The organism is Rhodococcoides corynebacterioides, assembly GCF_019834675.1.
GTDB lineage: Bacteria > Actinomycetota > Actinomycetes > Mycobacteriales > Mycobacteriaceae > Rhodococcoides > Rhodococcoides corynebacterioides_A.
On sequence record NZ_JABUBU010000009.1, the window covers coordinates 81,283 to 95,442 of the forward strand.

Below are 14,160 nucleotides of genomic sequence, written 5' to 3' on the forward strand. Positions count from 1 at the left end.
GGTGCTGAGCGCCATCCTGCCGACCGGCGTCGTCGCGGAGGAGTTGTTCGAGGACCCGCCCGGTCTCGAGCCGCATCCGCGCGAGGCGCATCTGATCGCGAAGGCCGTGGACAAGCGCAAGCGGGAGTTCACATCGGCGCGGCACTGCGCGCGGCTCGCCATGGGTCGGCTGGGCCTGGACCCGGCGCCGATCCTGCGCGGCGAGATGGGGTCTCCCGTCTGGCCGAACGGCGTGGTGGGCAGCCTGACCCACTGTGACGGCTACCGCGCGGCCGCGGTCTCCTACGCTCTCCGGTTGCGGTCGGTCGGCATCGACGCCGAACCGCACGAGCCCCTGCCCGACGGGGTGCTCGACGCGGTGAGCATTCCCGCCGAGCGCGAGGTGCTCGCCACCCGCGCGGGCGGTGACGTGCACTGGGACAAGCTGCTGTTCTGCGCGAAGGAAGCCACGTACAAGGCCTGGTACCCGCTGACCGGTCGGTGGCTCGGCTTCGAGGACGCGCACATCACCTTCGAGCGGCAGGCCGGGGACGGTGCGCCCACCGGATCCTTCCGGTCCGAGCTGCTCGTGCCCGGGCACACCACCGCCGGGGCACCGCTGACGGCGCTGCACGGCCGGTGGATCGTCGCCGACGGCCTGGTCCTCACCGCGGTCAGCGTGAGCTGAGAGACCCGTCTGGCAGACTGACCGCTCGTGCCCGACCACACTCCACCGCCGTCCGGACTCGACGGGGCCGGTCTGCTCGTCGTCGACAAGGCCGGTGGCGTCACCAGTCACGACGTCGTGTCGGCCTGCCGAAAAGCGTTGCGTACGCGTCGCGTCGGACACGCGGGCACCCTCGACCCGATGGCGACGGGGGTGCTGGTGCTCGGGGTGGAGCGCGCGACCAAGATCCTGGGCCTGCTCTCGCTCACCACGAAGGAATACACGGCGACCATCCGTCTCGGCGCCGCGACCACCACCGACGACGCCGAGGGCGACGTCGTCTCGCGTGGCGACGTCTCGGGTGTGCCCGATTCGGCGATCGACGACGGCGTGGCCGCGCTGACCGGTGACATCGAGCAGGTGCCGTCGAGCGTCAGCGCCATCAAGATCGACGGGCGCCGCGCGCACGCGCTGGTCCGGGAGGGCGAGACGGTGGTGATCCCGCCGCGACCCGTCACCGTCTCCCGGTTCGAGGTTCTGCAGCGGCGCCGGTCCGCGGACGCGATCGACCTCGACGTCCACGTCGAGTGTTCGTCGGGAACCTACGTGCGGGCGCTCGCCCGCGACCTGGGTGCCGCACTGGACACCGGCGGCCACCTGACCGCGCTCCGGCGGACCCGCGTCGGGCCCTTCACGCTCGAGCACGCGCGGACTCTCGACGAACTCCGGGCGGACCCGCGGGTGAGCCTCGACATCGATGCCGCGGTGGCCACGGCCTTTCCTCGCCGCGACGTCTCGGCCGCCGAGGCGGAATCGCTCAGCCAGGGCCGGTGGCTCGATCCGGTGGGGATTCCCGGCGTCTATGCGGCGGTCGGACCGGACGGGCGCACGGTCGCGTTGGTACAGGAGCGGGGCAAGCGCGCGGGCTCGGTGATGGTGGTGCGGCCGGCCACGCTCGGTCCCTGAGATCCGGCCACGCTCGGCCCCTGACATTCGGCCACGCTCGGCCCCCGACACTCAGCCGTGGTCCGGGTCCTCGGTCATCCAGATCGCTTCGGCCGCCACGGTTCCCAGGTCGACGGTGGTGTCGCTGTCGCCCAGCGACACCGACACCGTGCCGGCGTAGTCCCGACGCTCGACCATGGTGATCACCAGGTCGAGCGTGATGCCGATGCTGTCGAAGTAGCGCAGCATCTCGGGGTCCGCATCGGAGATGCGCGCGACGTGACCCCGGTGGCCCGCGGCGAACTCCGCGAGCGGGACCGCCGGCGGCGCCGGGATGGTGCCGTCCACCGTGGGGATGGGATCGCCGTGTGGATCGCGGGAGGGATGTCCGAGCTTCGCGTCGATGCGGTCGATCAGCAGATCGGACACGGCGTGCTCGAGCACCTCGGCCTCGTCGTGCACCTCGTCCCAGCCGTAGCCCATCTCGTCGACGAGCCACGTCTCGATGAGGCGGTGACGGCGCACCATCGCGACGGCCGCGCGACGGCCGTCCTCGGTGAGGGTGATCGCGCCGTACCGGGCGTGGTCGACCAGCCCCTGATCGGCCAGTTTGCGCACCGCCTCGGAGACGGTGGACGGGGAGACGTTCAGGCGCGTCGCGAGCAGCTTGGTGCTGACCGGTTCCGCGGAGTACTCGCTGGCGGTCCAGATGGTCTTGAGATAGTCCTGCGCGACCGTGGACAAGGCGGGGGCGGACACGCGGCACAGCTTAGCGCCGGGGCCACACCGGGACGCGCCCCCACGCGGGGCCGTAGGCTTGGGCCTCGTGGAGAGATGGCGTGGTCTGGAAGACGTACCGGCCGACTGGGGCCGATGTGTTCTCACCATCGGCGTATTCGACGGAGTGCATCGCGGTCACGCGCAACTCATCGGTCGCGCGGTCGAACTCGCCGCGCAGCGGGGCGTCCCGGCGGTCCTGATGACCTTCGATCCCCACCCGATGGAGGTCGTGCGTCCGGGCAGTCACCCCGCGCAGCTGACCACTCTCACCCGGAGGGCGGAACTGGCCGAGGAACTCGGCATCGACGTGTTCTGCGTCATGCCCTTCACGCGCGAGTTCATGAAGGTGACGCCGGAGAGCTACATCCACGACATCCTCGTCGGGCGGTTCCACGTGGTCGACGTGGTGGTGGGGGAGAACTTCACGTTCGGCAAGAAGGCCCTCGGCACCGTCGATCTGCTGCGGGAGGCCAGTCGCAAGTTCGGGTTCGGCGTCGAGGGCCTGAGCCTGCTCGCCGAGGACGCGGTCACGTTCTCCTCCACCTACATTCGTGCCTGCGTCGACGCGGGCGACGTCGCCGCGGCCACCGCCGCGCTGGGTCGACCGCACCGTGTCGAGGGCGTCGTCGTGCACGGCGACGGTCGCGGGCGCACCATCGGCTACCCGACCGCCAACGTCAAACCGCCCATGCACGCGGCGATTCCGGCCGACGGCGTCTACGCGGGCTGGTTCACCGTGCTCGGCGCCGGACCCGTGACGGGCACGGTGACCCCGGGAGAACGCTGCCGCGCCGCGATCTCGGTGGGGACCAATCCGACGTTCTCCGGACGCACCCGCACCGTCGAGGCCTTCGTGCTCGACGGGGACGCCGACCTCTACGGCCAGCACGTGGCCGTGGACTTCGTCGAACGGGTGCGCGGGATGGAGACGTTCTCCTCCGTCGACGAGCTGATCGCGCAGATGGACCTGGACGTCGTGCGCACGCGTGAGGTCCTCGCCGCGGGATAGCGACCCGGCGGGCCTGGTAACCTGGTCGACTGTTGTCTGCTGCGGTTCGCGGCGGCGGCGACACCGATCGACCTCGGTCGTTCGGCACCATCCACGCGCGGACAGTGATTCCAGGAGTGACCTCAGTGGCATTGACCACCGAACAGAAGAAGCAGATTCTCGGCGAGTACGGCCTCCACGAGACCGACACCGGTTCGCCCGAGGCGCAGGTGGCCATGCTCACCAAGCGCATCACGGACCTCACCGAGCACCTGAAGCAGCACAAGCACGACCACCACTCCCGCCGCGGCCTGCTGCTGCTCGTGGGACGTCGTCGTCGCCTGCTGAAGTACGTGCAGAAGGTCGACGTCGCGCGCTACCGCTCGCTCATCGAGCGTCTGGGCCTGCGTCGATAAGTTTCCCGTCGTACGTCGCGAACGAGCCGGCGAGGCAGCCCCGATGGGCTGATCCTCGTCGGCCGTTCGGCGGTTCGGTCGTTCGTGGCCGAAACGGTAGGGTTTCCACTTGTCGCCCGAACGCGGGCGAGAAGAAGCAGCCGTGTGCCGTCCGGTCGGACGGTCGGGTCGGTCTTCGGTAGTGGTTCGTCGGATGTCGTACGCCGGCGAGCTTCGATCGTGGGCCGCCTCAGATGCGCCGACCGGACGACGCCGCGGGTGAACCAGCGGGTTCACCGGCGCGCCCGGGTGGGCACGGCGAAGACGAGAGGACGATGAAGACAGACATGACCGATACCACCACCACCGACGCCGCGACCGAGGTCGACGAGGGCGTCTTCGAGACCACCGCCGTCATCGACAACGGGTCGTTCGGCACCCGCACCATCCGCTTCGAGACCGGTCGCCTGGCCAAGCAGTCCGCCGGCTCGGTCGTCGCGTACCTCGACGACGAGACCATGCTGCTCTCGGCGACCAGCGCGTCGAAGCACCCCAAGGACCACTTCGACTTCTTCCCCCTGACGGTGGACGTCGAGGAGCGCATGTACGCCGCGGGTCGCATCCCCGGCTCGTTCTTCCGCCGTGAGGGACGCCCCAGCACCGACGCGATCCTGACCTGCCGCCTGATCGACCGGCCGCTGCGTCCGACGTTCGTCGACGGACTGCGCAACGAGATCCAGGTCGTCATCACCGTGATGAGCCTCGATCCCAAGGACCTCTACGACGTCGTCGCCATCAACGCGGCGTCGGCCTCCACCCAGCTCGCCGGTCTGCCCTTCACCGGGCCCGTCGGCGGCGTCCGGGTGGCCCTGATCGACAAGCAGTGGGTGGCGTTCCCCACCAACGAGCAGCTCGAGCAGGCCGTGTTCAACATGGTCGTCGCCGGTCGCATCGTCTCCGGTTCCGGCGCGGATGCCGACGTCGCGATCATGATGGTCGAGGCCGAGGCCACGGAGAACGTGCTGTCCCTGATCGACGGTGGCGCCCAGGCTCCCACCGAGGCGATCGTCGCCGAGGGTCTCGAGGCGGCCAAGCCGTTCATCGCGTCCTTGTGCGAGGCGCAGAAGCAGCTCGCCGAGGCGGCCGCCAAGCCGACCGGTGACTTCCCGCTCTTCCCCCCGTACCAGTCGGACGTCTTCGAGGCGGTCGAGGGTGCGGCGCAGATCCCGCTGACCGAGGCTCTCACCATCGCCGGCAAGGCGGAGCGCGAGGCCAAGCTCGACGAGGTCAAGGACCAGGTTCTCACCATCGTCGGCGATCGTTTCGCCGGACGCGAGAAGGAGATCGGCGCGGCGTTCCGCTCGCTGACCAAGCGCTCGGTGCGTCAGCGCATCCTGCGTGACCAGTTCCGCATCGACGGCCGCGGCATCACCGACATCCGTGAGCTGTCCGCCGAGGTGGCCGTGGTGCCGCGTGCGCACGGCTCCGCGTTGTTCGAGCGTGGCGAGACCCAGATCCTGGGCGTGACCACCCTCGACATGGTCAAGATGGCGCAGCAGATCGACTCGCTGGGCCCCGAGACCAGCAAGCGGTACATGCACCACTACAACTTCCCGCCGTACTCCACCGGTGAGACCGGTCGCGTCGGGTCGCCGAAGCGTCGCGAGATCGGCCACGGCGCGCTGGCCGAGCGTGCGCTGCTCCCCGTGCTGCCCAGCCAGGAGGAGTTCCCCTACGCCATCCGTCAGGTCTCGGAGGCACTGAGCTCCAACGGCTCGACGTCCATGGGCTCGGTCTGTGCCTCGACGCTGGGCATGCTGAACGCCGGTGTGCCGCTGAAGGCTCCGGTCGCCGGCATCGCCATGGGCCTGGTCTCCGACGAGGTCGACGGCGAGACCCGCTACGTCGCTCTCACCGACATCCTCGGTGCGGAGGACGCGTTCGGCGACATGGACTTCAAGGTCGCCGGCACCCGCGAGTTCGTCACCGCCCTGCAGCTCGACACCAAGCTCGACGGCATCCCGTCGCAGGTCCTGGCGGGCGCGCTGTCGCAGGCCAAGGACGCGCGCGTCACCATCCTCGACGTCATGGCCGAGGCCATCGACGCCCCGGACGAGATGAGCCCCTACGCCCCGCGCGTGACGGCCATCAAGGTGCCCGTCGACAAGATCGGCGAGGTCATCGGGCCCAAGGGCAAGATGATCAACTCGATCACCGAGGAGACCGGCGCCAACATCTCGATCGAGGACGACGGCACGGTCTACGTCGGTGCCGCGGACGGCCCGTCCGCACAGGCGGCGATCGATCGCATCAACGCGATCGCGAACCCGCAGCTGCCCAAGGTCGGCGAGCGTTTCCTCGGCACCGTGGTGAAGACGACGGCGTTCGGCGCCTTCGTCTCGCTGCTGCCGGGACGCGACGGCCTGGTGCACATCTCCAAGCTGGGCAGCGGCAAGCGCATCAACAAGGTCGAGGACGTCGTGAACGTCGGCTCCAAGCTCCGCGTGGAGATCGCCGACATCGACAACCGCGGCAAGATCAGCCTGGTGCCGGTCGAGGACGAGGCGGCTGCGGCCGCTCCGGCCGCCGACTCGGCCGAGGCTGCGGCGATCACCGAGGTCGGCGCTGAGTAAGAAGTACGCGAACACGGCGGCGCGGTCGGCGGAGCTCTCGGGCTCCGTGCCGCGCCGCCGTTCTGCGGTCGCACCGCCGCTCGGCGTCCAGCGCACGGTGCTGCCCGGCGGCGTCCGGGTGGTCACCGAGTTCGTCCCCGGCGTGCGCTCCGCCTCGGTCGGGGTGTGGGTCGCGGTCGGATCACGCGACGAGGGGCGCACCGTCGCCGGCGCCGCCCACTTCCTCGAGCACCTGTTGTTCAAGGCGACGCCCACCCGGACCGCGCTCGACATCGCACAGGTCATGGACGGCGTCGGCGGTGAACTGAACGCGTTCACCTCCAAGGAGAACACCTGCTTCTACGCGCACGTGCTCGACGAGGACCTGCACCTCGGACTGGACCTCGTCGCCGACGTGGTGCTGCGGGGACTGTGTCGATCGGCGGACGTGGACGTCGAGCGGCAGGTGGTGCTCGAGGAGATCGCCATGCGCGACGACGACCCGGAGGATCTGCTGGGCGATGCGTTCCTCACCGCCCTGTTCGGTGACCATCCGGTGGGTCGTCCCGTGATCGGCTCGAGCGACTCGATCGAATCGATGACCCGTCGACAACTCCACTCGTTCCACACTCGTCGGTACACCCCGGACCGCATGGTGGTCGCCGTGGCCGGCAACGTCGACCACGAGGACGTCGTGTCGGGTGTTCGCCGTGCGTTCGGCGACCGACTCGACGTGTCCGCCGACCCCGCCCCGCGCCGGGACGCGCGCCGACCCGTCCTCGCGAGTCCGACGCTGAGCCTCACCACCCGCGACAGCGAGCAGGCGCACCTCTGCCTGGGGATGCAGGCCTACGGCCGGTACGAGGGCCACCGCTGGGCCCTGTCCGTGCTCAACACCGCGATCGGTGGCGGCCTGAGTTCGCGGCTCTTCCAGAGCATCCGCGAGGAGCGCGGTCTGGCGTACTCCGTCTACTCGTCGGTGGACACCTTCGCCGACACGGGCGCGTTCTCGGTGTACGCCGGGTGCCAGCCCGAGAACCTCGCCGAGGTCGCCGACACGGTGCGCCACGTGCTCGCCGACGTGGCCGCGCACGGCATCACCGACGCCGAGTGTGCGCGGGCGAAGGGGTCGATGCGGGGGAGTCTGGTTCTGGGACTGGAGGATTCGGGGTCCCGGATGAACCGCATCGGTCGCAGCGAGCTCAACTACGGCAACCACCGCTCGGTCGAGGAGACACTCCGCCGCATCGACGACGTCACCCTCGACGACGTCCGTGCAGTCGCCGAGGACCTGCTGCGACGCCCCATGGCGGCCGCCGTCGTCGGCCCCTACGACCGGGTGTCGGAGCTGCCCCGCGCGGTGCGGGGCGCGGTGCGCCGGTAGCGCACCCGGCCGTCAGGCCAGGTGAACGGTGGCGGTGGCCTTGTGGCCGAGGATGCGCTTGCCCGCGCACCGGGCGTCGATGGACACGACGGCGGTGCGGGTCTCGGCGTCGAGGGATTTGACGGTGCCGTCGATGGTCACCTCGGTGTGGCCCACGGGCGGCACCAGGACCGGGCTGGTGAAGCGCACGGTGCTGTCCTTCAGCGCGCCGGGATCGCCCACCCATTCCGAGACGAAGCCCGTGCCGAGACCCATCGTCAGCATGCCGTGCGCGACCACGGTCTCGAGGCCGAGCATGGCGGCGAACGAGTCGCTCCAGTGCACGGGATTGTTGTCACCCACCACACCGGCGTAGTTGATCAGGTCGCCGCGCGTGAGGGACACCGTCCGTCGGGGCAGCACGTCGCCGACGGACACGTCCTCGAACCGACGGGTGGGGGACCCGCGGAAGGGGACCCGAACGGGCGGGTCGTAGGACGCCTCGAGGTCGTCGCCGTCGGGGTTGGTGGTCGGCTCGTCGCCGGACGCGAGGTCGGGGCCGAACATGCCCGCCATGACCATGCCGCGCGCGGCGTCCTCGATCGCGCGGTCGCCGTCTGTCGGCCGATCGATGAGCAGCGTGGTGTAGGTGACCTGCGCGAGCTCGTTGCGCTGGTTCGTCAGGACCGTCTTGGTCACCATCGAGCCGCGACCGGCGACCTTGCGGAACGAGTCGAGGGACACGTCGCACGTCAGGCGGTCGCCCGCGAGCACCGGGCCGTAGTACTCGACGTACTGGTCCGTCTGCAGCATGCGGGTGAGGTCGTATCCGGCGGCGATGCGGCCGAGCAGCTTCTGCTGCGCCAGGATGCCGACCAGCGAGAAGAACGTCGGCGGCGCCATCAGCGCGGGGTATCCGCGGTCGGCGGCCCCCTCCTCGGTCCAGTGCACCGGGTGGAAGTCGCGCACGGCCTTGGCGTACTCCCGCACCTTCTCGCGGCCCACCTCGTAGTGGTCGTCGGCGCGGTAGTGGTACCCGACCATGTCCATCGCGTGCTGCGCGGGGTCGTTCTCCTGCGTAGCCGGTGCGTCGGCCAGGGTCTCGGCGGTCATGGTCGCGAACGTACCGAGACTGTCGACGCCGGTTCGACCACCTCGACGGTTGTTCACCGGATTCACAGCGCGAGAACTCACGGTTTGTCAACGGCGACGAAACGGGGACGTTCCCCGATTTCCGCGTCGCGGGCGTCGGCTGCCAGAGTGGGCCGGTGACCCCCGAGATCGACCCTCTGCAGCGCACCCCACTGCACACCGCCGCCGCGCGCCGACTGGACCACGCCGAGTTCGCCCGACCGGTCCTGATCGACGGCCTCTGGCGGACCGGCGAATCCGGCCGATCGCGCCCGGTGATCGACCCGGCCACCGGGCAGACCCTCGTCGTCCTCGACGACGCGTCGACGAACGACGCGCGGGCGGCGGTCCGAGCGGCGCGTCGCGCGTTCGACGACGGGACCTGGTCCGCGGTGTCCGCGCAGGCCGAGCGGTGCGCGGTGCTGCGCCGCACGGCCGACGTCCTGCTGCGTGACCGCGAGACGATCGCCGAGGTGGAGACGCTCGACACCGGCAAGACGCTCGCCGAGGCTCGGATCGACGTCGCCGACGTCGTCGCGGTGCTGCGCTACTACGCGGACCTGGCCGAGCGACCCGGCGATCGCGTGGTCGACGTCGGTGATCCGGCGGTGCTCTCGCGGGTGGTCCGGGAGCCCGCCGGGGTCTGCGTCGCGATCGCTCCGTGGAACTACCCGCTGCTCCAGATGTCGTGGAAAGTGGCTCCGGCCCTGGCGGCGGGCTGCACCACGGTGCTCAAGCCGAGCGAGGTCACGCCCCTGTCGACGGTGCTCTTCGCGCGGGCACTGCAGGAAGCGGGGGCGCCGGCGGGCGTCGTCAACCTGGTGCACGGGTCCGGCGCGGAGGTGGGGGCGGCCCTGACCGCGGATCCGGACGTCGACCTGGTGTCCTTCACCGGCGGCGCGGCGACCGGTACGACGATCCTGCAAGCGACGGCTCCGCTGCTGACGCGGGTCGCGCTGGAGCTCGGGGGTAAGAATCCGCACGTGGTCTTCGCCGACGCCGCGGGCCCCGACCGTCTCGATGCGACCGTCGACCGCGTGCTCACCGGCGTCTTCCTGCACTCCGGCCAGGTCTGCTCCGCGGGGACGCGGCTGATCGTCGAGGAGTCGGTGGCCGATCGGGTGGTCGACGAGGTGGTGCGCCGCGCGGAGGCGATCGTGCTCGGTCCGGGCCTCGAGCCGTCGAGCGAGGCCGGGCCGTTGGTGTCGACCGCGCACCGCGAGGCCGTGCAGCGGTACGTCGACGGCGCGATCGCCGAGGGTGCGGTGCTGCGGTGCGGGGGCGAGGCGCCCACCGACCCTCGCCTCGTCGCCGGCTCGTTCTACCGTCCGACCGTCCTCGACCGCTGCGATCGCGAGATGACCGTGGTGCGAGAGGAGACCTTCGGCCCGGTGCTCACGGTGGAGCGGTTCGTCGACGAGGCCGAGGCGCTGCGCCTGGCCAACGACACTCGGTACGGTCTGGCCGCCGGCGTGGCGGCGGCGGACCCGTCGCGCGCGGAGCGTATGGCGCGCGGTCTGCGACACGGAACGGTGTGGGTGAACGACTTCGGGCCCTACACCCCCGCGGCCGAGTGGGGCGGCTTCGGCCGGTCCGGTCACGGCCGTGAACTGGGCCCGTCCGGTCTGCACGAATACCAGCAGCTCAAGCACGTCTGGACCCACTCCGCGGCGCCGCCGGCCGGGTGGTTCGGTCGCGGGTCCGACGAGCAGGGCTCCGAGGTGGGTCTCGAGAAGAGTCTCGACGAGCAAAACAAACCGTGAGTACACTCGCCGATCACAGAACCGTCCTCCGGACGGTGAACGGGATCGACGAGAGTGGCTTCGCATGTCCATCGGCACCAACGGCATCGCACGTGCGGCAGCGCATCGACGGGTCGGCGCGTCGACGGTCGCCCTCGACACCGCGTCGCGGCGGCACGTCCGGTCGACCGCCTACCTGGTCGACGGCGACGCCGTCACGTACGGGGAACTCTTCGCGGTCGTGCGTCGCCGCGCCGCGGCCGTACGCCGCCGACACGGCGCCCACCCTGCGGCACCGCTGGCACTGATCGCCGACTCGTCGGTCGACGCGGTGGCCGACCTGCTCGCCGTGCTGTCCGCCGGACACGTCGCACTCGTCCTCGACGCGCGGTGGCCCCCGGCGGCCCGCGAGGCGGTGTCGACCGCGCACGGCGCGGTCGCGCTGGGGCAGACCGCGGCCCCCGACGAGGACGTCGACGGCTCCGTCGTGTGGTGGGACGAGGCGCTCTGGCACGGCGACGACGAGTCCGCGGGAGCCCCGACGGCACTGGACTGGTGGCGTACCGCGGTGGTGGTCGGCGGTGCGGGGCACGGCGCGATCCACACGCACGAGGAAGTGCACGTGGCCGCGTGCGACCTCGCGCGACGGGCGGGACTGGGGCCGGGAACGGTGTTCGACCTCCCGGCGTCCGTCGCGACGCTCACCGGACTGGTGGCGCTGCTGGCGGGTCTGACCGCCGGCGCCACCGTGGTCGGGCACCCCGACCCCCGCTGACACCGGACCGCGTTCCGGTTCGATCGACCCCGTGAAACCGGATCTCCGAAACCTCGGGCTGTGACAAACCGACTTTCGGTACGATAAAACGGTCATACGAGTCGAACAGACGAAACATGATCGGTGGTCCTCATGAGTCTCGACAATGTCCGCGTCGTGTCGCACGTCGAGCCGCGTCGTCGGATCTCGGCGACGATCTCCGCGCCGATGTCTGCGACTCCTGCGCCCGACGACGCGACGACGGACCCCGCCGTGTTCGCCCGTATCGCCCGCGTGGCGCGTCGTGATCCCGCGGCCGTCGCGATCACGACGCCCGGCCGGTCCATCACCTACGGTGAGCTCACGGCCGCGGCGCGCCGGGGCGCGGCAGGCCTGACGGCCGCCCACGGCGTCGGCGGGGCGGAGTCCGTTCCGATCGCGACGGTGGCGGAGTCCACCGTGGAGACGCTGATCGCGGCGTGCGGCGTCCTGGCCTCCGGCCATCCGCTGGTCCTCCTCGACGACCGGCTGCCGCCTGCGAAGCGCGCCGCCGTCGTGCGGTCCGCCGGTGCCGTCGTCGTGCGGTCCGACGAGATCGAGGGCGCCACCGAGGGGCCGGTGGTCGGGCGCGTCGAGCGTGGCCAGGCCGCGATGTTGTGCTTCACCTCCGGCTCGACCGGCGATCCCAAGGGTGTCGTCCTCGACCACGGCGGGGTCGCGAGCAAGGCCGACGACCTTCGTGCCGCGGTGGAGCTGACCCCGGCCGACGTGGTGGGTTGCCTTCTCCCCGTGTCCTTCGGCGCGGGGATCACAGCGGTCCTCGCGGGGCTGCTCGCCGGCGCCACGGTCGCGGTGGTCGATCCGCGGGTGTCCGACCCGGACCGGCTCGGGGCGTGGCTGCGTGAGGTCGGCGCCACCACCCTCCACGCCTCGGTGGCGTTGGTGCGGTCGCTGTCCGCCGGGGCCGACCCCGATGGGGACGACGCGTCCACCCGTCCGGACGGCGTCCGCACCGTGGTGACCTACGGTGAGCCGCTGCTCGGGGTGGACGTGGACCGGTGCCGGCGAGCGCTCGCCCCGGCCGCGGAGATGCTGAACTGGTACGCCGTCACCGAGTGCGGCGTGGTGGCGTACGCACGGCTCGCGCCGACCGATCCGGTGCCCGAGGGTCGGGTCCTCGCCGGTCGGGCCGTGCCGGGCCGGTGGCTCGACATCGTGGACGAGGTCGGTCGATCCGTGCCCACCGGGGACCCGGGTGAGGTGATCGTCCGCGGCGGTCGGCCCGCCGTCGGCTACCTCGGTCGCGACTCCGAGCGGTTCGGCGTCGACGCCGAGGGTGTGCCCTTCTTCCGCACCGGAGACCGCGGCCGGGTGGGTGACGACGGTGAGCTGCACCTGCTCGGTCGCCTCGACGACGCGGTGAAGATCCGCGGGTACCTGGTGGAGCCGGGGGAGGTGGCCGCAGCGGTGTCCACGGTGGACGGTGTCGCCGACGTCGTCGTCGTGTCGACGCAGGTCGACGACCGCACCGAGCTCGTGGCCTACGTCGCGTGCGCGAGCGGCCGGGACGCCGAGCAGGTGGTGCGCGCGGTCCGGACGGCGGCCGGTGATCGGCTGCCGCCGTGGATGCACCCCCGGTTCGTCGTTCCCCTCGATCGCATCCCCCGCACCTCCCGCGGCAAGGTCGACCGCGCCGCGCTTCCGGCACCGGCGGTGGCGTCGTCGTCGCCACGCACCCGGACGTCGTCGTCGCTCACGGTCGTGGCCACCGCCGAACTGGTCGGCACGTCGCTCGGCGTCGGCGTCGATCTCGACGACGACCTGGTGGCCGCGGGCGCGGACTCCCTGTCCTTCGTCCGGATGGCCACGATGGTGCGCGAGCGGTTCCACGTCGAGCTCGACCCGGCGCGCGTCGCGGCGGAGCCGACGATCCGCGCGATCGCGGATCTGATCGACGAGACCACGCGGGCGGGGTCGCGCAGTCGACGCGGCACCGGTGTCCTGGTTCCCCTGCGCGAGACCGGCTCCGGGGTGCCGCTGGTCGTGGTCACCGGCGCGGGCGCGCCCGCCGTCTCCCTGATCCCGCTGGTGCGCCGGCTCGATCCCGATCGCCCCGTCTACGGCGTGCAGGCGCACGGACTCGAGTCGCGGGGGCGGCCGGACCGCACCGTGCGGGCCGCCGCGCAGCGCTACGTCGACCGTCTGCGGGAGGTCCGTGCCGCCGGCCCGTACGCCCTGGCCGGACACTCCATGGGCGGCATCGTCGCCCTCGAGATGGCGTCCCTGCTCCGTGACGCGGGTGAGGACGTGGTCGACGTGATCGTGATCGACAGTCGACTGACCACCACGCTGCTCGACGGGGTCGGTGCCGCGGAGGCCGTCGACCGGAACGCCGACGCGACCGCCGCCGGTGTGGACCCCGACGCGGTGTACGAGAAGCTGCGTCTGTCGCTACCGGCGCTCCTGCGGATCCGACTGCAGATGATGGTGGCCGGGTACGTCACGTTCGCCCCCATCACCCAGTGGATGCTGTTCTACAACAAGGGGTTGCGCATGTTGGCGCGGCACACGCCGCGACCCTGGGCCGGGTCGATGACGCTGCTGCGCACCGCCGGGAACGAGCAGGACGCGCGGGTGTGGAGCCGAGTGGTGACCGGGCGCATCCGCGTGGCCGACGTCCCCGGATCGCACACCGACCTGCTGCGCGACCCGCACGTGGAGTCGGTGGCGAACGAGATCGAGCGTGCGCTCGCCGGCGCCCCGGTTACCGACGTCACGGTCCCGGCGCGCTGACAATCGGCGGG

At 71.3% G+C, this 14,160-nt stretch carries 11 protein-coding genes; 9 read left to right on the plus strand and 2 right to left on the minus strand.

The genetic code is table 11. The features are described from left to right. Position 1: 1 nt before the first annotated feature. Both HQ603_RS11620 and truB read left to right on the plus strand, forming a co-directional pair. The gene (locus tag HQ603_RS11620; RefSeq protein ID WP_308126482.1) at positions 2 to 667 is read left to right on the plus strand and encodes a 4'-phosphopantetheinyl transferase family protein; all 666 of its coding nucleotides are present in this window, start codon (positions 2 to 4) and stop codon (positions 665 to 667) included. A 27-nt stretch (positions 668 to 694) separates the two neighbouring features. Beyond that, the gene (gene truB / locus HQ603_RS11625; protein WP_222684695.1) at positions 695 to 1,612 is read left to right on the plus strand and encodes a tRNA pseudouridine(55) synthase TruB; all 918 of its coding nucleotides are present in this window, start codon (positions 695 to 697) and stop codon (positions 1,610 to 1,612) included. 51 nt (positions 1,613 to 1,663) lie between these two features. Here the strand turns inward: truB and HQ603_RS11630 are convergent, their stop codons facing one another. Continuing rightward, on the minus strand, positions 1,664 to 2,350 hold the full coding sequence (locus HQ603_RS11630; RefSeq protein WP_308126478.1) for a metal-dependent transcriptional regulator: 687 nt from the start codon (positions 2,348 to 2,350) through the stop codon (positions 1,664 to 1,666). A gap of 67 nt (positions 2,351 to 2,417) precedes the next feature. Between HQ603_RS11630 and HQ603_RS11635 the strand changes: the two genes are divergently transcribed. The 4 genes from HQ603_RS11635 to HQ603_RS11650 all read left to right on the plus strand — a co-directional run bounded on the left by HQ603_RS11635 (position 2,418) and on the right by HQ603_RS11650 (position 7,750). After that, positions 2,418 to 3,380 carry a bifunctional riboflavin kinase/FAD synthetase gene (locus HQ603_RS11635; protein WP_222684697.1) on the plus strand — a complete coding sequence of 321 codons (963 nt, stop codon included), beginning with the start codon at positions 2,418 to 2,420 and terminating at the stop codon, positions 3,378 to 3,380. 125 nt (positions 3,381 to 3,505) lie between these two features. Further along, positions 3,506 to 3,775 carry a 30S ribosomal protein S15 gene (gene rpsO / locus HQ603_RS11640; RefSeq protein ID WP_068100737.1) on the plus strand — a complete coding sequence of 90 codons (270 nt, stop codon included), beginning with the start codon at positions 3,506 to 3,508 and terminating at the stop codon, positions 3,773 to 3,775. Positions 3,776 to 4,101: 326 nt separating this feature from the next. Next, the gene (locus HQ603_RS11645; protein WP_222684698.1) at positions 4,102 to 6,387 is read left to right on the plus strand and encodes a polyribonucleotide nucleotidyltransferase; all 2,286 of its coding nucleotides are present in this window, start codon (positions 4,102 to 4,104) and stop codon (positions 6,385 to 6,387) included. Between the two features lie 46 nt (positions 6,388 to 6,433). Continuing rightward, positions 6,434 to 7,750: a M16 family metallopeptidase gene (locus tag HQ603_RS11650; protein ID WP_308126479.1), complete on the plus strand. Its 1,317-nt coding sequence runs from the start codon at positions 6,434 to 6,436 to the stop codon at positions 7,748 to 7,750. A 12-nt stretch (positions 7,751 to 7,762) separates the two neighbouring features. On the opposite strand, the gene HQ603_RS11655 is transcribed toward HQ603_RS11650, so the two are convergent. Further along, the gene (locus HQ603_RS11655; protein WP_222684699.1) at positions 7,763 to 8,842 is read right to left on the minus strand and encodes a fused (3R)-hydroxyacyl-ACP dehydratase subunits HadA/HadB; all 1,080 of its coding nucleotides are present in this window, start codon (positions 8,840 to 8,842) and stop codon (positions 7,763 to 7,765) included. Positions 8,843 to 9,057: 215 nt separating this feature from the next. On the opposite strand from HQ603_RS11655, the gene HQ603_RS11660 reads away from it, so the two are divergent. The 3 genes from HQ603_RS11660 (at position 9,058) to HQ603_RS11670 (ending at position 14,149) form a co-directional block, all read left to right on the plus strand. Further along, entirely contained in the window at positions 9,058 to 10,623 is a 1,566-nt protein-coding gene (locus HQ603_RS11660; protein ID WP_222684727.1) for an aldehyde dehydrogenase family protein, read from the plus strand. A gap of 64 nt (positions 10,624 to 10,687) precedes the next feature. Then, entirely contained in the window at positions 10,688 to 11,377 is a 690-nt protein-coding gene (locus HQ603_RS11665; RefSeq protein WP_222684700.1) for an AMP-binding protein, read from the plus strand. A 132-nt stretch (positions 11,378 to 11,509) separates the two neighbouring features. Continuing rightward, positions 11,510 to 14,149, plus strand: coding sequence for an alpha/beta fold hydrolase (locus tag HQ603_RS11670; RefSeq protein WP_222684701.1), 2,640 nt, complete (start codon positions 11,510 to 11,512; stop codon positions 14,147 to 14,149). The last annotated feature ends 11 nt before the right edge of the window (positions 14,150 to 14,160 follow it).

Bases quoted from the DNA above. Each gene is read 5' to 3' on its own strand.
- HQ603_RS11665 (WP_222684700.1), top strand. From the start codon at position 10,688: ATGTCCATCGGCACCAACGGCATCGCACGTGCGGCAGCGCATCGACGG.
- HQ603_RS11655 (WP_222684699.1), bottom strand. From the start codon at position 8,842: ATGACCGCCGAGACCCTGGCCGACGCACCGGCTACGCAGGAGAACGAC.
- HQ603_RS11645 (WP_222684698.1), top strand. From the start codon at position 4,102: ATGACCGATACCACCACCACCGACGCCGCGACCGAGGTCGACGAGGGC.
- HQ603_RS11670 (WP_222684701.1), top strand. From the start codon at position 11,510: ATGAGTCTCGACAATGTCCGCGTCGTGTCGCACGTCGAGCCGCGTCGT.